Origin of the sequence: Paenibacillus filicis, from assembly GCF_038070315.1 — a bacterium.
Lineage (GTDB): Bacteria > Bacillota > Bacilli > Paenibacillales > NBRC-103111 > Paenibacillus_G > Paenibacillus_G filicis.
Map to the genome: position 1 here is coordinate 1 of NZ_JBBPCC010000018.1, position 23,409 is coordinate 23,409.

Here is a 23,409-nt window from a genome sequence, read left to right on the forward strand (position 1 = left end):
AGCCAGAGCCCTTCGGCGAGCGCCTGCACGCGCGCGCCCAGCTCTCCCGCGCGCCCGGCGTCCGCGCGCGGCAGCGGCGCCGCGAGGCGCTCGAGCCGCAGGCCGAGCGCGGCGCGGGCCGCATAGACGCCTGCGTCACGCCAGGCGTCGGCACTTGCGCGGGCGGCTTCGCCCAGCCCGCACAGCAGGATGGCCTGATAGCCCGGCATCAGGCCCAGTGTCGACACGGCCTCGGTCTCCCCGAGGCCGGCGGCGAACCGTCCGCGCCCGGCGAGCCCGCGGACCGCCTCCACCAGCGGATCAGGCAGGGTTACGCCTGCCTGATCCGTCCATTCGCCCGACGCCAGCTCCTCCGGCGTCACGAACAGGATCAGCGCGTCAGCACCTACTCCCGAAGCCTCTCCCTCTTCGAACGCTATGGCAAGCGGCAGCTCCTGCGTCACATATTGCTTCAACGGGTCCATCGTTCCACTCCTTTTCTTCCGTTTAACTAGGTTAAAGAGGTCGCATAGTAGCCGGCCGCTTCCATCACAACCTTGCGCATCGGCAGGTTGTACGGACACATCGGCTCGCAGACCGGCTTCTCCTTACAGGGATCGTGATCCGCACAGGACAGAATCTTCTCTTTGTTCCGCTGGTAGAACCCGTCACCCTTCGGCAGCAGACCGAACGTCGTCCGCACCTGGCTGGAGATCAGGATGTCCGGGATCGAAATCTCAACCGGACAGGAGCAATAGTTGCAGCGCCGGCAATCATGTGCGCCCAGTTGGACTGCCAAGGATTCCAGCTCCATACGCTCAGCCTCCCCGACTTCCTCTCGCATCGCCGCAATATTCTCCCTGACCTCGTCCACACTGATCATCCCCGAGATGATCACGTTAACATCCTGGCTATACGGATACCGGATCGCTTTGTCCACCGGCTGGATAAATCCCCCGGACAACGGCTTCATGGCCACCTTCCCCATGCCCAGACGAGTCAGCTCCGGAATCAATTCATCGAGGGCGAAAGGCTGGGCCAGATTCAGGTGAAACAGCACCTGATCAAACTGCTCCTTGCCGATCCACTTGGTCAGCAGATCGGGCCGATGCCCGGTAATGCCGATATGCCGGATATACCCTTTTTCTTTCATTTCCAGCGCAGCCCGGTACGCCCCATCTTCGGACATTGCCGCTTTAAATTCCTGAACTTTGTTCACATAGTGAATCTGCAGCAGGTCGATCACGTCAGTCTTCATCCGCGTCAGGCTGCGCTCGATCTCTTCCTTGGCCGAGGCGTAGTCCCGCTTCCCCGTCTTGGTCGCCAGAAAATACTCCGATCTTCGGTGGGAAATACACTCCCCGATGATCTCTTCGCTGTTGCGGTAAGCCGCTGCTGTGTCAATATAGTTTACGCCTTCATCGAGCGCATAATTCAAGGCCTCCCTCGCCTGCTCCAATGGAACTCCAGGCAAGTTCATCGCGCCGAATCCGAGCGAAGATACGCGATAACCGGTCTTGCCGAATGTCGTGTAACGCATCTGTCAAGCTCCTCCCCAATCGCTGTCGATAGCTTTCTCGTCAATTATAGTCCAAGCCCATGCAAAAAAACACCCAATTCAGGGTGTTCTTCGCTCTGCTAGAGCAGCCGTTTCATAAATGCATAAGCCTTCCGGTCCATGTCTCTGCCCAGCGCATGGCCCATGAACGGGTACACTTCCATCGTCTTGTCCTTGACCGGCAGACGGTTGTAAGCTGCAAAGATCGTCTCCGGCATGCAGATCATATCCTTGAGCCCTACCGAGCAGAGCACAGGCACCGTAATCCGGTCCGCCAGATTGATGATATCGAAGTAGCTGAGCGTCTGCAGCACCTGCTCCAGCTTGTCAGGGAACACCGTAACGAACTGGGCGGCCTCCGCCAGCGAGCTCGTGGAGTTGAGGATACCGAAATCCATATGACACATATTCGGCACATTGGCCACCGCCCCGCGCACACGTCCGCTCAGCGCCGCCGTGATCAGCGCTAGCCCGCCTCCTTGGCTGGTCCCCATCACGAAGATACGCTCCGCATCAATCTCCGGCTGCTCTGATGCTGCCTGAACGGCTCGCAGCGCATCCAGCGTGATATGCTTATAGTAGCATTCATGCTTGTCCAGAATCCCTTGAGTGACCCACCCCTTGGTCATGCCATAGTTTTGCGGAGCCAGATTCCCAGTCTCCCCGCCTTGACCGCGTACATCGATCGCATACACGGCAAATCCCATCAGCAGCCAGGAGGCATAGCTTTCCGGCTCATTCTTGGAGCCCTGGTACCCGTGATAGATGACGATGCAGGGGCAAGGCGTGCGAATCGGCTGCGGAGGCAGCAGATACCATCCATGAATCGGCGTTCCGTCATGAGCCTCGTACGTGAGCCTGCTGACGCTTGCCTGCATCGGCGTCTGCTCTTCCGTCCTGCGGTAGGGGACGCCATCGGCATTCAACCGGAGCGTCTGCTCCCAATACGCCTCCAAATCCGGCCGGGCCGTAGAATCGGCCATAAAGTGGTACAAACCATCGATTCGCTTCTCAATCGCGTTCACAACAGGTTCCTCCTACAGCTTCACTTGTATGCAATTCCGTGTCCGGCGGTAACCGTACCTACACTATTTCCATCCGCATAGGCGAAGTTCCTGTCAGCTGGAAATTTTTTTTGCCGTATGCATACAACAACTAAATCTCTTGACTGTGTGCATGGCATCAGCGAACTCATTTGACCGTGCACTACACCCCTGCGTAGCTCTGAATCGTACCTCAAAGACGTACTTCCTGCTTGGCTGAACGTTCGGCCGGAGCAATCGCCTTTCCTTTCGTGGTATCGCCCAGGCCTGCCGTGATTTCGATATATATCGTGTACAGACCGCCTGGGAGAGAACGTCCTTCTTCATCGGTCCCCATCCACCGTTCCGTAAATGACAGCCTGTCGTCCGCCTCCAGTACGCGCGACTGAATCGCCATCGTAAAGCTCTTGTCACTGGACCAGCGGTAGACCTCTTTCCCCTGCTCATTGACGACCCTGATCTCGAATTGCTGACCCGAGCCGAAGACGAGGGGCTGCTTGACCCCCGACTTATTACGCAGGGCAAAGTCCAGCACGAACCCGCCCGCTTCCCGCGAGATACCCAGCTCCGTCTCGAACAAGCCCTCTGCCGGCACGGGCGCCTTCTTCCCGCCTTTTGCGCCACCTATGAGTTCAAGCCGCTCCTTCACAGACCCGTTCAAGACCTGCGGCTTAGCCTCTCCGGCTTCGGCTATAATCTCAATCTTAAGCGCCGATGCCTGCCCGGGATACGACTGCAGCATGAGTCCCGTGGTCCAGACATGGAGCTGCTGGCCAATCTTGAGCTGATCGAAGGATAGCGGTTCGCTGCTCCCGGCCTTCCTGATCTTTCCCTCCGCAGCCAGTGAGATAAAGGTTGCTTCGGGATCGCTTGTATCGCCGTTTCTCTTATCCTCATTTACGATAAGTACCCGTTCTCCATCAATCCTGGTAATGACGCCGCTCAGGGTAGGGACTGAACAGCATTCAGACTGGCCTAGCGACAGCGGAAACTCCCTGCCTGCCAGCTCGTACAACGCCAGCCGCAGCTTAGTAAGTTCTTCCTCCGTAAGCCTATGCTCTACATCCTCCGCGTGCCGGACCTGTATGAATACTTGATCCGAATCTGTTCCCAACATCAAGACTTTCACTTTGTGTTTCTCCATCAAGTCGCCTAGATGCTCCCCTATCTTCTGCTTGATGCTGCTTAGCTCGCTAGCGGCAGACTCTCTCTTCATCGGCACCACCAGCTTATAGCCAGCCCCGTCCTTGATCGAATCGGAAGTATCCTTGGAGTAGGCTGACAAGGATCCCTCCATAGATGAGCTGGATGACACAAGAAGCATACCTGCCAACATAACCGCCGCAACCCTAATCATTTCCACACCACCCGTTATATGCTAACCTCTTAACGGAGGAGAATGAAGGAAGGTTGCACCGTGATTGTGACGAAACTGGCTTCTGAATAGGCTAGGCCTTTTGTTTTATAAGAGTCTCGTTTACTTAATTTCTTACCTCTTATGTAAACGTATTCATTTTGCTATAAGAAAAGCTTGCCGGGTGATCGCGCCCTCATGGGACCTTGTCATACGCTGTTCTTAACGAGCACCCTCCCCTTGATTGGACAAGGATCGGTAAAGCCGCCTCTGCAGCTCGAACGTTCACCTCTTGCGCGACAATTAGGCCAGACTGTACCTGCCGGCAGCCTGGCTCCTCGCACGAAAGCCTTTCTTTGGCATTCTCCAAATCCCGACTCCCGACCAGGTCCTCTGACCTAGAACAGCCCCAGCCGTTCAGGAACGACCGTCGGAATCATTGCTTTTCTTAGCTTCCTCCTGCTTCTTGTCGCTACCGCCCGGCTTCTTGCCGGCATCCTCTTGTTTCTTATTGTCAGACTCTTGCTTCTTTCCATCCGCTTCTTGCCTCTTTCCATCTGCTTCTTGCTTCTTTCCATCTGACTCTTGCTTCTTTTTCTGCTCCTCAGCCTTCTTTCGCTCAGCTTCCTGCTTTTTTCTTTGTTCCTCTTGCTTCTTGCGTTCCTCTTCCTGCTTTTTGCGCTGTTCTTCGGCCCGCTTGGTTTCCTCTACGCGCTTCGGGTCATCCTTACCCCGGTCGTTCTTGTCGTCGTCATCATTCCGGTTCTTGCCATCATCCTTGTCCCGTGAGGTGCCGCTGCCCGGAGTACCTGGTTTCGCACCACCGGTCTGTGAACCTGTCGTACCCGGCTTTGCGGAGCCTGAGGATGGTTTGCCTGAATCTTTCTTGTCGTCTTTCTTGTCATCATCTTTGCCGTTCCGGTTCTTGGTAGAACCGCTGCTCTTGTCATCTTCATCATCCCGGCTATTGTTGTTCTTCCCGTTCGACGTGCCGGATTTCTTCGGATCATTCTTAGACGTGGAGGCGTTGCCAGTCGAACTGGTCTTGCTGCCGGTATTCGCAGAATTCTGATTCTTTTTATTGTCATTGGTGTCTTTTCCGTTTTTACCGGCGTTCTTGCTTTCGCTGAGCTTTTTGTCCAGCTCACCGCTTTTCTCTTCCTGCACGAGCTTCTTGAGGTCAGCCTTAGAAGGAACCTTGTTCTGGATGGACTGGGCCACTTCAGGCTTCGACTTGGAGATTTGCAGCACGGACTCCTTCTTGATTTCGTCCAAGGTCACGTCAGACCCACTGTTCTTGGCATTTAAGTAGACGGAGTATTTGCCTGTAGAGACGCCATTCTGACCGGCCGCCTCACGCACTTCCGCAGGAGCCGCGAATGCCGCCACTTGATACTGCTTGACTTGTTGAGGGTGAGTGGTTTCAATATGCTTGGTAACCTGCTGTTTCATCTTCTCGGCGATCGACTCGTCATTCACCTTGCTGTCCAGCTGGATCACCGTGCTGGAAATCACGATTTCCCCTTCACCCTTGGCCAGTGCTCCGCGCTCTGCATTGTCCAGCAGCCGCTCGGTCACCTGCTCGAGATTTTTCCCCTTGTAATCGAGCTGTTCGATCAATATATTGCCGTCATCATTCAGTCCGCGCAGCTCCAATACGTTCTCTTGAACGTCGATTCCCATCTCGACGCTCGGGTTGATATCCATCGTTATGTAGGCGACGACCTCGGGACTGCCGAGCTTGCCGTTGAAGCTGGCAAACACCACCAGGCTGAATACAACCGCCGCCGCTAAGGCCGAGCGGCCTGCAACAGAGGGACTCCGCCAGTTGATGCCGGCCCTGGCATATTGAATCTCTTCGCCAATCTGGCAGGTGCGGTTCCGTCGGGAGACACGATCGAACCTGCCGTCGGGCCTTAAGACTACTAGATGTTTGTTCGTGACTTCCATAACAATTCCTTTATGCATGACGCGTCCCCCCCTACTCTTTTTCGCTGTCTTGCTCTCTCTCCACATCATCTCTGATATGTAAGTAATCTCTCAGATACGGGTATGGCCCGCTGTAGATCAGAGCGACGGCAATGATGAACTTGCGGTTGCGCTCCAGCGTCTTGCGGGACACGCTTACCTGATCCAGCAGCTCCTTAATCGGCAGCATTTTCTTGCTCAGCATCACGCTCATCAGCTCTGAATCTCCCGAGAGCTTGTATCCAATGCCGAACAATGCCTGCCTGGAGTCGTCATGCTTAGGTGAAGCGTCCACCAGCTCCTCGAAGCGTATCCCGAATTCCGATAAAGCGCGACTTAAATCGACAATTTCATGACGCCGTTCCTCGATCCCCTTCTGTTTCTCATAGGCCTCTATAGCCTGATGAACCTCGACGGGATTGACCGTATGGTCCTCCTCGTCTTCTACATCGAACGTGCTGTAAGGAATTTGTCCGGCAAATCTTTGCTCTTTGCGGACATAGTCAATAAGCCGGCGGCGCATGACCTGTTCGGCAAAACCCAGGAATGATCGCCCCGCCTGAGGGGAGAATTGATTAATCGCCTCATTGAAGGCTCCGAGAGCAATGCTGAACTCATCGTCCCGTGCCGGGTCCACATAACGTTTGCAGAATCGGCTCGTTACCTTCGCCACATAAGGCTGATAATCGGTAATAAATTGATTGCGTAAGCGCAGATCACCTTCTTGTATACGGATTACGATCTCTTCCGGTGCAGCAGTCTCTCCGGGAGCCGGGTGGTGTGTCTGACGTTTTCCTAGAAACTTCTTAAATAAAACAAGCAGCAACCGTTCCACCTCACACTAAATTTTTCGCTGTTCTCTATGGGATTGCGGGGGTCCAACCGGCACCTCCGACCTATTTTTCAGGAAAATTTTGCACTTTTCATGACAAGAAAAAAACGCCCCTACCAGCCTGCCGATGCCGGCAGCCGCATGCCTGAATGTTCCTCAGCACAAAGACAAGGAGGACAAGGCACACGGAGTTAGGGACGTTTCGTAAAGGCCGCCGATCATGACAGGCCGCGTATCGTATTCTTGCTCTTAAGCTTATGTCTGCGCTGGCTCAGCACATGAAGACGCTTCTTCAACTGCTGCTCCCATTCGGCATCGCCGATATCCTTGGCCACGGTGAGCAGGTCTAGCGCCATATCCACCTGACTGCGCACGACCTCCAGCGGATCTTCATTCTCATGATTGACACAGTTTTCGAAGAGCTCCGTCTGATCCCGGTGCTCGACATATTCTCCGAAATCAACCTCAGGAGCGCCGTCCCCATGCGCATACTCAGCCAAAATCTCATATTCACTTTCCACCAGGTGATGGACCTCAACGCGATGACATACCGGGCAGAACAACAGAGGCACATTATGAATCTGCGTTCGGATATGTTTCAGCGTACCTTTAGTCCCTAGCATACTGGCTCCGCAACAAAAACTCATTCACGTTCTCCCCCGTTTCGCATATTTCTGTCCCTGATATCTTTTATTCGACCAAAAGCGTCAATAATCCTGCTTTTTCTGATCAATCGCCAGAAGTTAAATATTTCCTGGTCCCTAAGACTCCCGGCCGAAACCATCCTCCTCCAGAATATCTAGCGATTTCCCCTGCCTCGATATCGTATGAAAACCTCGCAGCCCATCCTACTTGGCGTTCCCCCTCCAGGCGCAGCCGGCTCGCAGGACATTGTGCCTGGGCCAGCTCATTCACCGCAACCCTATCTTCGCAGCCGCTTATTTCAACGGCCTTATTCCAACTGTATGAAGGAAGACGGCTCCCATATGCTTGCATACGCTTGCAATCTATCCTCCGTGATCTCCCACTATTCATATTCCCTAACGCCATGAACCGTGCAGATGTTGCAGCCGGAGCAGTCACCGCTAAATTTTTTAACTTTTCTGTTCCCCTCCGCAAGGCCGCTTCCGCTTCTACAAGGCTGAACACCTACATATACTTCAAGTAATGTGATTTTTCTTGAGCTTTCTTGAGAGGAGTGAGACATCCTATGCAATGGATTGCCATCGGTTCCAAGCAAATCCCGTATGTGCACTATGACGATCAGGCTTCGCAGATGCATATTCACTACTATACCGGGCAAACTCTCACGTGCAGCGGCGTCGCACCGGACCAATACCACCTGCTGCTTCAGTCTCCGAACCGGTACGATATGATTATGAAAATGACGGCGGTACAGCCCGGATTACCACAGCAGGATTAACACGCCCCAGCGAGCGAGAGCCCCTAAATCTCCCCAACCGGCGGAGATTATTTTTTTGCCCGAATTAGGCCAGACTGCTGATAGGGGGATTGCTAGAGCGCTTGGAGGCAATTCCCGTTTTACCCCACAAAAAAAGTGCACCGGTATACGTTTTCATTCATTTTCACGGATTGACCGCCTTGGCAGAAAACGGTACTCTAGGAAGAGAGAAAGCATTCTGAATAAGAAGGAAGTGGATGCATGCCAAGACATCTCGTCATCGGGAACGGTAAGTTCTTAATCAATCTGGATCGCAATACCTACATGCGCGACTTGTACTATCCCTACGTAGGGCAACTGAACCACGTCGGCGGCTATCAATGCCGCATCGGCTTATGGGTCGACGGTACGTTCACCTGGCTGTCCGATCCCGAATGGAACTTCGAGCTCTCCTATGTAGAGGACTCACTGGTTACAGAGGTGCGGGCATCGCATTACCACTTGGGCATCACGCTGCTAATCAATGACGGCGTCCACCAGCGTGAGGATATTTATCTGAAGCGCATCGTGGTTCACAACCATTGGGAAAGCGTCCGTGAGGTGCGGATGTTCTTCAACCAGGATCTTGTCATCAACGAAACCGAGGTCGGCGATACCGCCGCCTATTACCCGCTTAACAACACCGTATTTCATTATAAAAAAGACCGTTACTTCATGTTCAACGGCTTGACCGGAACCGAAGGACTGTATCAGTATACGACCGGCGTCAAGCGCTTCTACAACGCCGAGGGTACGTGGCGCGATGCGGAAGACGGTCTGCTCTCGGGCAATGCGATCGCGCAGGGCTCGGTCGATAGCACGATCTCGCTGCGCCTGCATGTGCCGCCCAATGAGGACGGCGCGCTGTACTACTGGATGACCGCCGGACGGGATCTGGAGGAAGTCAAGAAGCTGGATGCTTACGTCAAGGACAGCCATCCCGACAAGCTGCTCGAGCGGGCCAAAATCTACTGGCAGCGCTGGGTTAACAAATCCGAGCGCGACTATGGCAACCTGAGCGAGGCCTGCGTCCGCCTGTACAAGCAAAGCCTGCTGATCGTCCGTACCCAGACCGATGTGAACGGCGCGATCATCGCGGCCAACGATTCGGACATTATGCATTCCAACCGGGACCATTACAGCTATATGTGGCCGCGCGACGGCGCGTTGATCGCCTATTCGATGACAATGGCCGGGTATCAGGGTATGATCACGCCGTTTTTCCATTTCTGTGCGAATGCACTGTCGCCCGAAGGATACCTGCATCACAAATACAACCCGGACGGAACCGTCGGCTCCAGCTGGCATCCTTATCTCAATGGCGGCAATACGCAGCTCCCGATTCAGGAGGATGAGACGGCGCTCGTGCTGTTTGCCCTCTGGCAGGACTACGTCCGCCACGAGGATATTGAGCTGCCGCAGTCACTCTATCGCACACTGATCCGCCGCGCAGCACGGTTCATGTCCAGTTATATTGATCAAGACCTTTCGCTGCCTAAGCCCAGCTACGATCTGTGGGAGGAGCGATACGGCATCTTTACCTTTACGGCCTCGGCCGTGTACGGCGGTCTGATCGCTGCCGCGAACTTCTGCAGCCTGTTCGGCGATGAAGAGCGGGCCAGCCGGTACCGTCACAACGCGGAGAAGATCAAATCAGGCATCCTGAAGCATCTGTGGGATGAAGAAGAAGGGCGCTTCGTCCGGGGTCTGCATCTGGAAAACGGGGAATGGGTCAAGGACCGTACGTACGAGAGCAGCGTGTACGGCATCTTCGAATTCGGCGTGCTGCCGGCCGACGATCCGCGCGTCGTCAGTACGATGCAGGCCAACCGCAAGCAGCTGACCATTAAGACCGAGATCGGCGGCGTAGCGCGCTACTACCATGATTACTACTTCCAGCGCTCGTCCGATATTGAGAATGTCCCCGGCAATCCATGGATCATCTGTACCCTGTGGATCGCGGAGTGGGAGATTGAATATGCGAAGACGCTCGAGGAGCTGGAGGCTCCCCGCCGTACACTGGAATGGGTGGTTAAGCATGCTATGGAGAGCGGCGTCCTGTCCGAACAGCTGGATCCGTTCAACGGCGAGCCCGTGTCCGTAGCACCACTGACCTGGTCCCATGCCACCTATGTGCTGGCCGTCGTCAAGTACACCGAGAAGTACAAGAAGCTGGTCACCGGATCAGACAAGTAAACGCCCGTCTTGAACGAGCCTAGCATCGGTAGCCCTATCTGTGCTAGACGAACCGACAAGGCTATGACAAGCATACGTGAAGCCAGCGGAGATTCCGCTGGCTTCATTTTTTCCGGGCTGGCCCCCAGGCGTAGAACCGGACATGACTTTGTTAATACCATGGGCGACCAGCTCCACATGACCCAACTCTTCGGCCGTAATGCTGGTAACGAGGTCATTTGAATTCGGATTCACGGTTTTCTGCCGTTTTCTATAAGATTGAACTTCGGAGTCTTAGTTCTCCGAGATCTCAATCGAGAGCATCTTAACGACTTCCTTCGGCTTGCTGGACTCGCCTCTCCCGTCCTTGTCCACCGGGGTAGCGGCAATCGTCTGTACGGTGTCCATCCCCGAACTGACCTTACCGAATATGGTATAATTCGGAGCCTGGTTGAGGTTCTCGCTATCGGCTCCCGTACAAATAAAGAACTGGCTGCCGTTCGTGTCCGGACCGGCATTCGCCATTGCTACGATCCCCGTCTCGTACTTATGCGTACCTCCGAGCTCGTCCGCGAAGGCGTAGCCCGGGCCACCGCGCCCTGTACCGGTCGGATCGCCCGTCTGGATCATGAAGCTCTGGATAATGCGGTGAAACACCACATCATCGTAGTATCCGTCCTTGGCAAGCTTGATGAAGTTGTTAACGGTCTGCGGCGCGTCCTTGGCAAACAGCTCGATTACGATCGGGCCCTTCGTCGTTTGGATAGTTGCCGTATACGTCTTGGCGGCGTCGATCTCCAGCTCCGGCGGCTTCGTATAGCGGCTGCCAACCCAGATCGTGTCGCGCTTCCCATCATATTGAACCGGCTTGCCGAGCGCTTCGCTCACAAAGCGCAGCGGCACATACGTCGTTCCTTCATAGATAAACGGCGTTCCCTCTGCCAGTGCCTTCTCTTTTCCGTCAAACATAAACCGCAGTTTCTTGGCGTACACCTCGATCTGTTGCCCCCCAGCGGCGCTTACGCCAACTGCTGCCGTCAGCATCGTTCCGATCACAACGCCAACAGCGGTATACTTCAGCCTCTCCTTCAAGCCGGTATGCCTCCCCCATGAATAAAATAATCTTCTAGGACAAGCATACTGGCATCCACGTAAAAAAGCCACCCCCGATGAGAGTGACTTTCCTAGTAGAGGCTTAAGCTCAGCCTGTATACCATTGTCTGTTTACTCGTGAGCATACGTTTGCTCATATTTGGCAGCATCCCACAGGCTGTCCAGCTCGGAAGCATCCGCGATCTCAACAGTCACTATCCAGCCCTGCTGATAAGGAGACATATTAATTAGCCCCGGATTTTTACCAAGCTCCCGGTTGAAATCCAGCACTTGACCGGACAGCGGGGCATACAGCTCCGTGACGGTCTTTACCGATTCCATACTGCCGAGCGGCTCGCCTGCCGTCAGCTTATCCCCTACGGCGGGAAGCTCGATGAAGACGATTACGCCGAATTCCTCCTGGGCAAAGTCGGTCAGCCCGATCGTGGCCCGGTTGCCGTCCACGCGAACCCAGATATGGTTCTCACTGTACTGATACTCTTTCACAATTTCCAACGAATATAGCCCCTTTCATGGTTAGACGCGCTTAGCGTGCAAAAACCCCCAAGCCTGCCGGTTAAGGGCAGACCGAGGGGTCGTGTGGATCATTTGGGCGCAGCGGCTTATTTCGCCACCAGGTGCTTGTCGCCTTTTTTCCAGCCGATTGGGCACAATCCGCCGGATTGCAGAGCCTCAAGTACGCGGTAAGTTTCTTCCACGCTGCGGCCTACATTGTTGTGGTGAACGACTTGGTATTGCAGCTCGCCTTCAGGGTTGATGATGAATAGGCCGCGCAGTGCGATGCCTTCTTCTTCGATCAGAATGCCATAGTCACGAGCTACGGACTTGGTGATGTCAGCGCCAAGCGGGAAGTTCAGCTTGCCCAGGCCGTTTTGGTCAACCGGTGTGTTGATCCAAGCGCGGTGGGAGTGTTTGCTGTCTACCGATACGCCGAGGATTTCAGCATTAACGGCTTTGAATTGCTCTGCAGCGTCGCTGATTGCCGTAATTTCAGTCGGGCAAACAAACGTGAAGTCGAGCGGGTAGAAGAACAATACGAGCCATTTGCCTTTATAATCCGAAAGAGAAACTTTACCGAAATCCGAGCCATCGCCCAGTGCTGTTTCCAATGTAAAATCAGGAGCCGGTTTACCTACCAAACGTTCTGCCATAATCTGAATTCCTCCCAATTGATAATTATTATCACAAGTCAAATCGTATCATTAGACGATAATAATGTCAAGATTAAAATGATTATTTAATTAAAATGATTCTAATCTGTAACATTAAAGTCCTGATGAAGCCTCATCATCCTGAGATGATTCCTTGTCCAAATTATACCATGCCTATCCTGCTCTGAATATAGGGCTTTCCGTCTCATAAGTCCTGTTATAAGAAGGTCGAGCAGTTTCCCCGTGACAAGGCTAGGTTCCGGTACAGCTGCCGTCACTAGGCCATGAGGCAAGCAGACGGCGGCAAGCCGGTCCTCCTGCTTGCACAGGCAGCAAGAAGAAGCTCTGAGCACAGTATGCCTCTCAAGAGCTTCTCCTTTGGCTGCTTATTTCATGCGAATTATTTACGGATTGCGTTCACGATCAGATCGCCCATAGCAACTGTACCGATAGCCGTGCTCTTGTCGACTGCGATATCGCCTGTGCGGTGACCCGCATCCAGGACTTCCTTCACCGCGAGCTCGATCGCGTTAGCTGCGTCGTGGTAGCCGAACGTCAAGCGGTACATCAGAGCGACAGACAGAATCGTAGCGATCGGGTTGGAGATTCCTTGGCCGGCAATATCAGGTGCAGAGCCGTGTACCGGCTCGTACAGACCGAATGCGCCTTCGCCCAGGGAAGCGGACGATAGCATGCCGATGGAGCCTGTAAGCATCGCAGCTTCGTCGCTCAGGATGTCGCCGAACATGTTCTCGGTTACGATGACGTCGAAGCTCGAAGGACGGCGCAGCAATTGCATCGCGCAGTTGTCAACGAGTACGTGCTCCAGCTCGACTTCCGGGTACTCCGGTGCAATCCGGTTCACGACTTCGCGCCACAGGCGGGAAGTTTCCAGAACGTTGGCTTTATCGACCGAGGCCAGCTTCTTGCTGCGGGTCATCGCGATATCGAAGGCTTGGCGCACGATGCGCTCCACTTCCGTTACATTGTACACACAAGTATCGACGGCTTCCTCACCTTGAGCGCCTTCGCGGCGGAACTTCTCGCCGAAGTAGATGCCGCCCGTCAGCTCGCGAACGACGATCAGGTCTGTACCTTCCAGAACTTCAGGCTTCAGCGTGGAAGCGTCCTTCAGACAGTCGAATACGTTAGCCGGACGGATGTTGGAGAACAGGCCCAGCGCCTTGCGGATACCCAGCAGACCCGTTTCCGGACGAAGCTCCTTCGGGTTGTTGTCCCATTTCGGTCCGCCTACGGCTCCGAGCAGCACAGCGTCTGCGCCTTGGCACAGGTCCAGTGTTTCTTGCGGCAGCGGCGTTCCTTTCTCATCGATGGCGATTCCGCCGAACAAGCCATGCTCGAATTCAAAGCGGTAGCCAAACAGTTCTTCCGTCTTCTTCATTACTTTGATTGCTTCAGCCACAACCTCAGGGCCGATGCCGTCTCCGCCGATAACGGCGATTTTCTTCACTTCAGTCATCTTAAGTTCACTCCCACTCGTAGTCGGTTCCATCTCTCATTAATATCATATTTGTCCACCGTTTACAAAGATATAAAAGCTATCGTCTTCATAGTCAATTCCTATAAATGACTCATCCGCAATTCTAGCAGGCCTCCATGCTCATCCCCTCGTTGCAAGCAGCCGTTGTGCCTTCTCCCTTTTTATTTCGGTATAATAGATTCAAATAGTCAGTTAGACAGCAGCACAAGGCATCATTTGTTTATCGAAAAGGTGGAGGGCATGCGTCATTTTTTGCAGTTATTTACCCGTGATCACGATCATTCCGCATTGTCTGCCGAAGAAGTCCATAGAAGGTCGCAGCTCCGGCTCCGCTTGCGGGAGCAGGCGAAGTCTCTGTTCTCCGTTCCGGGCTCCTATCGGCTGACCGTTGACGAATATGAGGCCGCGCAGGAAGGACGCCAAGCGACCGTTTCCTTCGTCTGGACGAAGCCTGGGCGCGATGAGGGAATTACGCTGAAATTTGACGACGAAGGAAGGCTGCTGGACTATTCCCGCGATATCCCGGAGGAAGACACGACCGATGGCACCCACTCAGCATCAAGGACATGGCCGGCTTCGTCTTATACCCAGGAAGCTGAGCCGGAAGACGCTGGCCCGCCCCATAAGCGCCCAGCAGCCGAGCAGTTCGTTCGGCAGCACCGGCCTGATGTCTGGGGGCGCTTCGTATTCCTGGGCAGCAAGCCGACCGACGATGGCCAATCGCTCCACTATGGGCAAGAAGCCATGGGCTTGCCGCTGCCCCGGTCCGGCTTCCGGGTCCAGGTGCACCAGAGCGGCGAAATCTGTGGATTTACGTATGTAGGAGAGCAGGCCGATCCGGTATGTCCGGCGCGGCTCGGAGATCCCGGCCAGATACGCACTCTGATTGCGGATACGCTGACTATGGAGCTTAAGTTAAGTCTCGTCAGCAGCTACTACAAGGCTGCATCATACGGATTGCGTCTGGTTTACGAGCCCGGCCCGATCCGGCACAGCTTTCCTGCCGATCTAGCCGAACTGGAGACCGAGGTCGATCGCCTCATGTCCACACTCTCTGCTAGTACAGAGGCATCCGAGGCGCAGACGGAGGAAATCTGGACCCCTGTTCCACTGCGCCCTGACACGGACGAGCCGCTGGTGTACATGAACGAGAAGTTCATCGCCTGGACGGGAATCGATCCGTCCCGCTACGAGAAGCTGCGGGAGATCGACCTGGACCATGAGCTGGCGGTTGTCTGGCGCAGACGGGATTGGTCTTCCACAGAGGCTGACCGGCAGCCAGAGGAAACCGACGAGGCCGGAGAGCTTGCAGCAGCTTGCAGCAGGTGAAGACTCTCCTCCGACTGACGGACTTGCCGAACGTGAGCTTACCATAGGTGCCTTGTTGCGGGAGCGTTCGGAGGAAACCATCAAGCTGAAGATCGAGCCCGCGACAGGGCGGCTTCTGTCCCTCGTCCGGTTCGAGGCATGTACAGGGACACTTCGCTTATCCCGCGCCGAGTGCCTCCAGCGGGCTCTGGACTTCCTGGCGGCCGTCAACTCCGGCATGGAACCTTACTTGCAGCTGCGGGATAAGCCCGAGAACCCGGAATCCGATACGGAGGCCTTCCACTTCCGCGTCGTCAAGCAGGAGCTAGCCGTTGCAACAGATCTTATTTGGATCGGAGTTGACCGTTCTACCGGGATGATTGTTCATTTCATGAGTCCGAGTCCGGCCTTCAGGCCTGAGGAACTCGCCGTACTCCCGGCCCATCCGGCCCTGGACGCTTATCAGGCGCGCCTCCATTATCTAGAGAACCTCGATCTCCAGCTGGAATGGAAGCCCGACTACGCTTCCGCAGAGAAGCCTATGCCCTATAAGCTGATGTACACCCTCGTGCAGAGTGGGTCCGGCCATCAGATCCATGGAATCGACGCGGTTAGTGGTGGTATTATCAGTGCTGGACGGCCGTAGAACGGCGGGCCAGCCCGGTCTGAATCCTCCGCACCTGAACGCTGCAGCATGAGCGATTCTGCTGCTTTCCCGGTTGTCATCGGCACGGTAAAGGATTAAAATAATGTTAATACCCTTATATCCGGTAAACCGTGATATTTACTTATTTCCTCCAAAGGAGTCCTACAGATGAAATATCGCTTCTCCGAGACGATCGACAGCTTCAAATCGTCCGCCGTTCGTGAGATTCTCAAGCTCACGCAAGGACGTTCCATTATCTCACTCGCCGGCGGGCTGCCTAACGAGCAGTACTTCCCGGTCGATGCCGTACGCGATGCCTTCTCCCGCGTATTCGAACGCGGCAACGGCGTGCTGCAATACGGCCTGACCGAAGGCTACACGCCTCTGAGAGAAAGCATCTCCAAGCACCTGGCCCGCAAGGGAATTCAAGCCGGCGTCGACAACATGCTGCTGACGACAGGCTCCCAGCAGGCCATCGACCTGCTTACTAAAATTTATGTCGATCCGGGCGACGTCATTCTCGTCGAGAAGCCGACTTATCTGGCTGCCATCCAGGTATTCCAATCGCACAAAGCCAAGCTCGTCTCAGTAGATGGCGATGAGCACGGGATGAATCCGGAGGATCTGGAGCAGAAGATCAAGCTGCATCAGCCGAAGTTCGTTTACGTCATCCCTACGTTCGCTAACCCGACCGGAAAGGCCTGGAGCCTGGAGCGCCGTCAAAGCGCACTGGATATTTGTAAGCGCAACGATGTGCTCATCCTCGAAGACGATCCTTACGGCGAGCTTCGGTTCGGCGAAGGCGAGCCACTTCCTTCGATCTACTCGCTCGGAGGCGAAGCGAACGGCAACCCTGTCGTGTACACCAGCACGTTCTCCAAGATCGTGGCTCCTGCACTGCGTACAGGCTGGGTCGTCGGCGATCAAGAGGTTATCCGGCACATCGCGCGCGCCAAGCAGGCTGCCGATCTGCACTCCAGTACGATGGACCAGCAGGCAATTCATGAAATTTTCGAGAACTTCGACATTTATGGTCACATCGATCTGATTCGTACCCAGTACGAGCTGCGGATGCGTCAGATGATCGATCTGCTGAAAGCCCAGCAATGGGAAGGCGTCCACTGGATTGAGCCGAAGGGCGGTATGTTCGTCTGGGTGGAAATGCCGCAGCATATCGACACGGCCGAGCTGATGAAGTTTGCCGTCGAGGAAGGTGTTGCGTTCGTACCGGGCGCCAGCTTCTATGCCGACGAGCCGCAAACCAATACGATGCGCCTGAACTTCACGCATACCGATACCGAAGAAATGAAGACCGCCTTCGAGCGTCTGGACCGGGCCATTAAGCGGTTCGAAGCCGCCAAGGTAACCTCGTAAGTTTGAAGATAGAGCCTGGCATGCAGGCTAGTAAAGCCCCTGTTCGACAGACCATAGTCTGCTGAACAGGGGCTTTTGCCTGCTATACGGCTCGTGACATAAATCGGAGTGGATGGCTATGCATAGGGTTCAGCCTTCAACTAAGCCGAGATATCTGATTTCCTTGTCATGTACCTTCACTATCAAAATCAGTCCGTTTTTTTTAATGGGTTCAAAGACTTCGGTATGAACGGGAAGCTTGGTCGCCATTCCGTCTTCAAACGCGATACCCGCCTCATAAGTCTTTTTAATAATCCCCACACTTTTCCCAGGCGTAAGATCTGCTTCTTGTACCCACTCGATATCGCTTGCGTTGACATACACGATGCCGTTCCATTGGAAAAGATCTGCGTCAGCATTTCTTTTAATCATGCCTTGGGCCGTTGGATTGGATGTCGATTGAGCTAAGCCCTCGCTATGACTAGCTGTGGACTTGCTACGCTCTGCATGCTCGCAGCCAGCCATAAGTGCCACGGACAGGGCCATCAGAAATAACCGGTATCTCATGTGACCTCCCCTTTACCTTTTATATGATAAACGTGGCTATCCTACATAAGGTTACAACCTGCCCTTCCTTCTCCCGAAGAAAAAAAACCAGGCCTTCCTAGTAGGAAGGCCTGGTGCATTGTAGAAATTCGTTAGATCGACGATACGTTGTCGCGTCCGCGCGCAGGAGTCTTGCGCTTGTCGATCAGGCGGTTGATAGCGTCCACGTAGGCACGGGCGCTCGCTTCGAGAATGTCGGTGCTGACGCCGCGGCCTTGAACGGAATAATCGCCCTGCTTCAGTACCACATGTACCTCGCCGAGCGCGTCCTTGCCATGGGTGACAGACTGGATCGAGTAGTCGTCGAGCTCGACGTCTTCCTTCGTCGCCTTGTCGATGGCGTTATAGATCGCATCCACCGAACCGTTACCCACAGCGGCTTCGTCGAGCGTCTCGCCTTCCAACGTGCGGATGCGCACGCTGGCCGTTGGCGTAGACTGGTTGCCGTAAGACACCTGGATCGTCTCAAGTGCGAAGACTTCTGGCGTCTCGATCAACTTCTCTTCGATCAGTGCGAGGATGTCCTCGTCGGAAACCTGCTTCTTCTTGTCAGCGAGTTCCTTGAACTTGGCGAAAGCCGTATTCACCTGGTCATCCGGCAACGAGTAACCCAGCTCCACGAGCTTCTCGCGGAACGCGTGACGGCCAGACAGCTTGCCCAGCGGCAGCTTGCCACCCTTGAGGCCGATTTTCTCCGGGGACATGATCTCATACGTCGTCTTTTCCTTCAGCACGCCGTCCTGGTGAATCCCGGACTCATGGGCGAAGGCGTTGGCACCGACGATGGCTTTGTTCCCCGGTACAGGCATCCCGGTCAGCTTGCTGACCAGACGGCTCGTACGGGCAATCTCGGACAACGTAAGCGATGTCTTGGCCTGGAAGTACTCCTGACGGGTCTCCAGCGCCATCGCGACTTCTTCGATCGCCGTGTTGCCCGCGCGTTCGCCGATGCCGTTGATCGTACCCTCGATCTGGTCGGCTCCGTTCAGAATCGCGGCGAGCGCGTTCACGGTCGCCATGCCGAGATCGTCGTGGCAGTGTGCGCTAAGCTGGATTTTCTCGATGCCCGGAACCTTGTCCTTGAGCGTCTTGAAAATATTCCCGTACTCGTAAGGAGTCAAGTATCCCACGGTGTCCGGAATATTGACGACCGTAGCGCCCGAACGAATGGCAAGTTCAGTCACCTCGCACAGGAAGTCCAGCTCGGTGCGGCCCGCATCCTCAGCGGAAAACTCGATCTTGCTGAAATATTTCTTGGCATAGGTGATGGCCGCTGCTGCCGCCTCAAGCACCTGATGCTTCTCCATCCGCAGCTTGTGCTTGCGGTGGATAGGGCTGGTGGCCAGGAACAAATGGATACACGGATCCTCAGCGCCCTTCAGCGCCTCGCGTACCGCCTCGATATCCTGCTCACGAGAGCGGGACAGGCCGATGATCGATGCGTTCTTGACCGCTCTGGCTACTGCATTGACAGCAGCCAGGTCGCCTGGAGAGGCAGCCGGAAAACCGGCTTCAATACGGTCCACACCCAATTTCTCCAGCTGCAATCCAATCTCCACTTTTTCCTGAATATTCAGATTGACGCCTGGAGATTGCTCGCCATCCCGCAGTGAAGTGTCGAATACGTAAATTTTTCTCATGCCCGTCTCACCTGCGCTTTACCGTTTTAGTAACGCCTGCTTTAAAGCACAAAAAGGTACGGCCCGAAAACGGACAGGCGCAGTCCGGTTCCCCGGTCTGTCCTGCTCACGTCGTCAAGCCGACCTTCCTGACATCCTAAAGACTCATCCGCTATGAGCGGAACGATTACTTCTTAATCCAGTGCATCATTTCACGAAGCTGGGAACCGACTTGCTCCAGCGGATGCTCGGATTCCAGGCGGCGAGTAGCCGTCATGAAGGCATTACCGGATTGGTTCTCCAAGATGAAGTCGCGAGCGAATTTACCTTGTTGGATATCCGTCAGAACGCGTTTCATTTCTTTCTTCGTTTCTTCTGTGATGATACGAGGACCTGTTACATAGTCGCCGTACTCAGCTGTGTTGGAGATCGAATGTCTCATGGTAGCCAGGCCACCTTCATACATCAGGTCAACGATCAGCTTCAGCTCATGCAGACACTCGAAGTAAGCCATCTCTGGAGCATAGCCTGCTTCAACCAGTGTTTCGAAACCAGCTTTAACCAGCGCGGATGCGCCGCCGCACAGTACGGCTTGCTCGCCGAACAGATCGGTTTCGGTTTCTTCACGGAAAGAAGTTTCGATAACGCCTGCGCGTGTGCAGCCGATACCTTTAGCATAAGCCAGACCCAGCTCTTTCGCTTGGCCGCTTGCATCTTGGTGAATAGCGATCAGGCCAGGTACGCCGAAGCCTTCCACGTATACACGGCGAACCATGTGACCCGGGGATTTCGGAGCAACCAAGAACACGTCCTTGTCTGCGGATGGAGCGATTTGACCGAAGTGAACGTTGAAACCATGGGAGAACATGATCGCTGCGCCATGCTTCAGGTTCGGTTCGATTTCGTTTTTGTATACACGGGCTTGCGTTTCGTCTGGCATCAGGATTTGCACGATGTCAGCCAGCTTCGTAGCTTCAGCTACGGAGTAAACGTCGAAGCCGTCGTTTTTCGCTTGTTGGAAGGACTTTCCTTCACGAAGACCGATAACGACTTTCAGACCGCTGTCACGCAGGTTTTGCGCTTGAGCGTGGCCTTGGCTGCCGTAGCCGATAATTGCGATTGTCTTGCCCTTCAGAACGCTTTGGTCTGCATCTTTTTCATAGTACGTAGTTACTGCCATGGTATAATAGCTCCTCCTTTAATTTAAGACCCTGTGAACGGGTGCTCAAACGCACCACCGTTATACAGCGTTGCTCTAGGCAAGTCCGAAGCGCCCGCAAAGTCATACGCTTGAGAACCCGCTCACATGGGTCCTAGCCCTTATCTCAAATAGTATCATATCTGCCAGCCGTCTGCGGAATTTATCTGAACCCCTTGGCGGCCAGGCAGCCAAAAAACATTATTTGCCGCGGATCATCGCGGTCACGCCTGTGCGGGACAGCTCCTTGATGCCATACGGCTTGAGCAGCTCGGTCATGGCATCGATCTTGTCGGAATCTCCGACAACCTGCACGATCAGCGAGCTTGGCCCGATATCGACAACGGCTGCACGGAATGTCTCGACGACGCCGAGAATTTCCGGACGCATGCTCGGCTCAGCACTGACCTTGATCAAGGCCAGCTCCCGGGCAACCATCGGGTTTGAGCTGAGGTCGACGACCTTGATGACGTCGATCAGCTTGTATAGCTGCTTGGATACCTGCTCCAGCGTTTTATCGTCCCCGCTGGTGACGATGACCATGCGCGAGAGTCCTTTTTCCTCGGACTCTCCCACAGTAATACTCTCGATATTGAAGCCCCGGCGTCCGAACAAGCCGGACACGCGCTGTAGGACACCGGGCTGGTTATTTACCAAAACGGAGATGGTGTGTTTGTCGTTCATTCCGATTCCCCCAGTAACATTTGGTCTATCGTCGAGCCCTGCGTAACCATCGGGAACACGTTCTCGTGCTTCCGAACGACGAATTCGACGAGAACCGGACCCGGAGTATCGAGCGCTTCCTGCCAGACGCGGCTAGCTTCTTCCTTGTTGGTGGCGCGAAGTCCCTTGACGCCGTAAGCTTCAGCCAGCTTCACGAAGTCCGGGCTGCCGGCCAGGTCGATATGGCTGTAGCGATTGTCGTAGATGATCTCCTGCCATTGGCGGACCATCCCGAGCACCTGGTTATTGATGACGACGATCTTCACCGGAATCTTGTTGATCGCGCAAATCGCGAGTTCCTGCGAGCACATCTGCATGCCGCCGTCGCCGTTGATCGAGATGACCAGACGATCCGGGTTGGCAACCTGTGCGCCGATCGCAGACGGGAACCCGAAGCCCATCGTACCGAGACCGCCGGATGTGATCCAGGAGCGCGGCTTGTTGAACTTGTAGAACTGCGCTGCCCACATCTGATGCTGACCAACGTCCGTCGTCACGATCGCTTCGCCGTTCGTCGTCTTATGCAGCATCTCGATCACGTATTGCGGCTTCAGCTCGATGTCGGAATCGACATAGCGCAGCGGATTGTTGCGCTTCAGCTCCTGCACCTCGGCAATCCAGCTCTCCGACTTCGCTGGCTTCGCCTTCTGGTTGGCCTGCTCCAATACCGTCTTGATGTCACCGACGACCGGAATGGACGTAGCGACGATCTTGCCGATCTCAGCAGGGTCCACGTCGATGTGAACGATCTTCTTGGCCTTCGGCGCGAAGCCGTCTACCTTCATCGTCACCCGGTCGTCGAAGCGTGCGCCGATCCCGATCAGCAGGTCGCAATTTTGCAGCGCGATGTTGGCTGCGTACGTACCGTGCATGCCCGGCATACCGAGCCAGAGATCGCTGGCGCTCGGGAAGCCGCCCAGACCGAGCAGCGTCGTAGTCACCGGAATCTGCGTTTTGTTCACGAACTCGATCAGTTCCTCCGAAGCGCCCGAGTAGACCACACCGCCGCCGGCGATGATCATCGGCCGCTCGCTCTCAGCGATCGCCTCAAGCATCCGGTCCACCTGCAGCTTGTTCGGGCTGACCGTCGGGTTGTATCCGCGGATATCGACCTTCTCCGGATAATGGAACTCCTGCAGCGCGTTGGATACGTCCTTCGGAATATCGATCAAGACTGGACCCTTGCGTCCTGTCGATGCGATATGGAAGGCTTCCTTGATCGTGCGGGCCAGATCCTTCACGTCGCGTACCAGGTAGCTGTGCTTCGTGATCGGCATCGTGATGCCAGTGATATCCGCTTCCTGGAAAGCATCCGTTCCGATCACCGAGGTTGCTACGTTACCCGTAATGACAACCAGCGGCACCGAATCCATGTAGGCCGTCGCGATACCCGTCACCAGGTTCGTTGCCCCCGGTCCGCTGGTCGCGATACAAACGCCTGTCTTGCCCGTGGAACGAGCGTACCCGTCTGCTGCATGAATGGCGCCTTGCTCATGCCGTGTCAGCAGGTGGTTGAAATCGGGATTGCCGTGCATGGCATCGTAAATATATAGAACCGCTCCGCCCGGATAACCAAAAACACAATCCACATCCTCCAGCAGCAAGCTGCGCAGCAGAATCTCAGAACCGGTAATGACGTCCGGCTTCAGCAGCTCTTCACGAAGCTGCTCTTTGGACTTTTGTTTGGTTTGAACGATCATGTTCATGTCCTCCTCTCGAATTATCCATCACTCAACACTCAAACGTATGCAAAAAACCCCTCTCATCCCAGACGCCATTAAAGCGTCTGCGGGACGAAAGGGGTTGATCTTCCGTGGTACCACCCAGAATTTGTTAGATGC

At 54.9% G+C, this 23,409-nt stretch carries 21 protein-coding genes and 1 pseudogene; 5 read left to right on the forward strand and 17 right to left on the reverse strand.

Translation table 11 applies throughout. The features are described 5' to 3' along the window. The 7 genes from WMW72_RS23970 to WMW72_RS24000 form a co-directional block, all read right to left on the reverse strand. On the reverse strand, positions 1-455 hold a 455-nt coding region (locus WMW72_RS23970; RefSeq protein ID WP_341418108.1), incomplete at its 3' end, for a M17 family peptidase N-terminal domain-containing protein. Positions 456-490: 35 nt separating this feature from the next. Further along, positions 491-1,519, reverse strand: coding sequence for an aldo/keto reductase (locus tag WMW72_RS23975; RefSeq protein ID WP_341418109.1), 1,029 nt, complete (start codon positions 1,517-1,519; stop codon positions 491-493). Positions 1,520-1,617: 98 nt separating this feature from the next. Beyond that, the gene (locus WMW72_RS23980; RefSeq protein WP_341418110.1) at positions 1,618-2,562 is read right to left on the reverse strand and encodes an acetylxylan esterase; all 945 of its coding nucleotides are present in this window, start codon (positions 2,560-2,562) and stop codon (positions 1,618-1,620) included. 211 nt (positions 2,563-2,773) lie between these two features. Further along, positions 2,774-3,877, reverse strand: a complete 1,104-nt coding sequence (locus WMW72_RS23985; protein WP_341418111.1) for a BsuPI-related putative proteinase inhibitor — start codon at positions 3,875-3,877, stop codon at positions 2,774-2,776. Between the two features lie 474 nt (positions 3,878-4,351). Then, positions 4,352-5,902, reverse strand: coding sequence for an anti-sigma factor domain-containing protein (locus tag WMW72_RS23990; protein ID WP_341418112.1), 1,551 nt, complete (start codon positions 5,900-5,902; stop codon positions 4,352-4,354). 13 nt (positions 5,903-5,915) lie between these two features. Beyond that, complete coding sequence (sigI, locus tag WMW72_RS23995) at positions 5,916-6,728, reverse strand: RNA polymerase sigma factor SigI (RefSeq protein ID WP_341418245.1); 813 nt, start codon at positions 6,726-6,728, stop codon at positions 5,916-5,918. Positions 6,729-6,952: 224 nt separating this feature from the next. Further along, positions 6,953-7,381, reverse strand: coding sequence for a hypothetical protein (locus tag WMW72_RS24000; protein WP_341418113.1), 429 nt, complete (start codon positions 7,379-7,381; stop codon positions 6,953-6,955). Positions 7,382-7,944: 563 nt separating this feature from the next. Between WMW72_RS24000 and WMW72_RS24005 the strand changes: the two genes are divergently transcribed. Next, positions 7,945-8,157, forward strand: coding sequence for a hypothetical protein (locus WMW72_RS24005; protein WP_341418114.1), 213 nt, complete (start codon positions 7,945-7,947; stop codon positions 8,155-8,157). A 240-nt stretch (positions 8,158-8,397) separates the two neighbouring features. Further along, entirely contained in the window at positions 8,398-10,371 is a 1,974-nt protein-coding gene (locus WMW72_RS24010; protein WP_341418115.1) for a glycoside hydrolase family 15 protein, read from the forward strand. Here WMW72_RS24010 and WMW72_RS35675 read toward each other — a convergent pair. From WMW72_RS35675 to leuB, 5 genes and pseudogenes are all read right to left on the reverse strand, one after another. Beyond that, positions 10,360-10,620 (reverse strand): annotated as a pseudogene (locus WMW72_RS35675) (manganese catalase family protein); the annotation flags it as partial. The gene WMW72_RS24010 and the pseudogene WMW72_RS35675 overlap by 12 nt on opposite strands. A gap of 24 nt (positions 10,621-10,644) precedes the next feature. Continuing rightward, a complete protein-coding gene (locus WMW72_RS24020) occupies positions 10,645-11,442 on the reverse strand; it encodes a peptidylprolyl isomerase (RefSeq protein WP_341418116.1) in 798 nt (265 codons plus the stop codon). 132 nt (positions 11,443-11,574) lie between these two features. Then, positions 11,575-11,958 (reverse strand): glycine cleavage system protein GcvH, encoded by a 384-nt coding sequence (gcvH, locus tag WMW72_RS24025; RefSeq protein ID WP_341418117.1) that lies wholly within the window; start codon positions 11,956-11,958, stop codon positions 11,575-11,577. 107 nt (positions 11,959-12,065) lie between these two features. After that, complete coding sequence (locus WMW72_RS24030; protein WP_341418118.1) at positions 12,066-12,614, reverse strand: peroxiredoxin; 549 nt, start codon at positions 12,612-12,614, stop codon at positions 12,066-12,068. 400 nt (positions 12,615-13,014) lie between these two features. Further along, positions 13,015-14,094, reverse strand: a complete 1,080-nt coding sequence (gene leuB / locus WMW72_RS24035) for a 3-isopropylmalate dehydrogenase (RefSeq protein WP_341418119.1) — start codon at positions 14,092-14,094, stop codon at positions 13,015-13,017. A gap of 261 nt (positions 14,095-14,355) precedes the next feature. Between leuB and WMW72_RS24040 the strand changes: the two genes are divergently transcribed. The 3 genes from WMW72_RS24040 (at position 14,356) to WMW72_RS24050 (ending at position 17,443) form a co-directional block, all read left to right on the forward strand. Further along, positions 14,356-15,444, forward strand: coding sequence for a YcdB/YcdC domain-containing protein (locus tag WMW72_RS24040; RefSeq protein WP_341418120.1), 1,089 nt, complete (start codon positions 14,356-14,358; stop codon positions 15,442-15,444). Continuing rightward, complete coding sequence (locus WMW72_RS24045) at positions 15,422-16,069, forward strand: YcdB/YcdC domain-containing protein (protein WP_341418121.1); 648 nt, start codon at positions 15,422-15,424, stop codon at positions 16,067-16,069. Before WMW72_RS24040 ends, WMW72_RS24045 begins: the two co-directional genes overlap by 23 nt. 168 nt (positions 16,070-16,237) lie before the next feature. Then, positions 16,238-17,443 (forward strand): aminotransferase-like domain-containing protein, encoded by a 1,206-nt coding sequence (locus tag WMW72_RS24050; RefSeq protein WP_341418122.1) that lies wholly within the window; start codon positions 16,238-16,240, stop codon positions 17,441-17,443. Between the two features lie 129 nt (positions 17,444-17,572). On the opposite strand, the gene WMW72_RS24055 is transcribed toward WMW72_RS24050, so the two are convergent. The 5 genes from WMW72_RS24055 to ilvB form a co-directional block, all read right to left on the reverse strand. Continuing rightward, positions 17,573-17,989 (reverse strand): hypothetical protein, encoded by a 417-nt coding sequence (locus WMW72_RS24055; protein WP_341418123.1) that lies wholly within the window; start codon positions 17,987-17,989, stop codon positions 17,573-17,575. Positions 17,990-18,120: 131 nt separating this feature from the next. Beyond that, entirely contained in the window at positions 18,121-19,668 is a 1,548-nt protein-coding gene (locus tag WMW72_RS24060; RefSeq protein WP_341418124.1) for a 2-isopropylmalate synthase, read from the reverse strand. A 166-nt stretch (positions 19,669-19,834) separates the two neighbouring features. Continuing rightward, on the reverse strand, positions 19,835-20,827 hold the full coding sequence (ilvC, locus tag WMW72_RS24065; RefSeq protein ID WP_341418125.1) for a ketol-acid reductoisomerase: 993 nt from the start codon (positions 20,825-20,827) through the stop codon (positions 19,835-19,837). Positions 20,828-21,046: 219 nt separating this feature from the next. Continuing rightward, positions 21,047-21,529: an acetolactate synthase small subunit gene (gene ilvN / locus WMW72_RS24070; protein ID WP_341418126.1), complete on the reverse strand. Its 483-nt coding sequence runs from the start codon at positions 21,527-21,529 to the stop codon at positions 21,047-21,049. Beyond that, positions 21,526-23,268, reverse strand: coding sequence for a biosynthetic-type acetolactate synthase large subunit (gene ilvB / locus WMW72_RS24075; protein ID WP_341418127.1), 1,743 nt, complete (start codon positions 23,266-23,268; stop codon positions 21,526-21,528). Before ilvB ends, ilvN begins: the two co-directional genes overlap by 4 nt. Positions 23,269-23,409 lie beyond the last annotated feature (141 nt).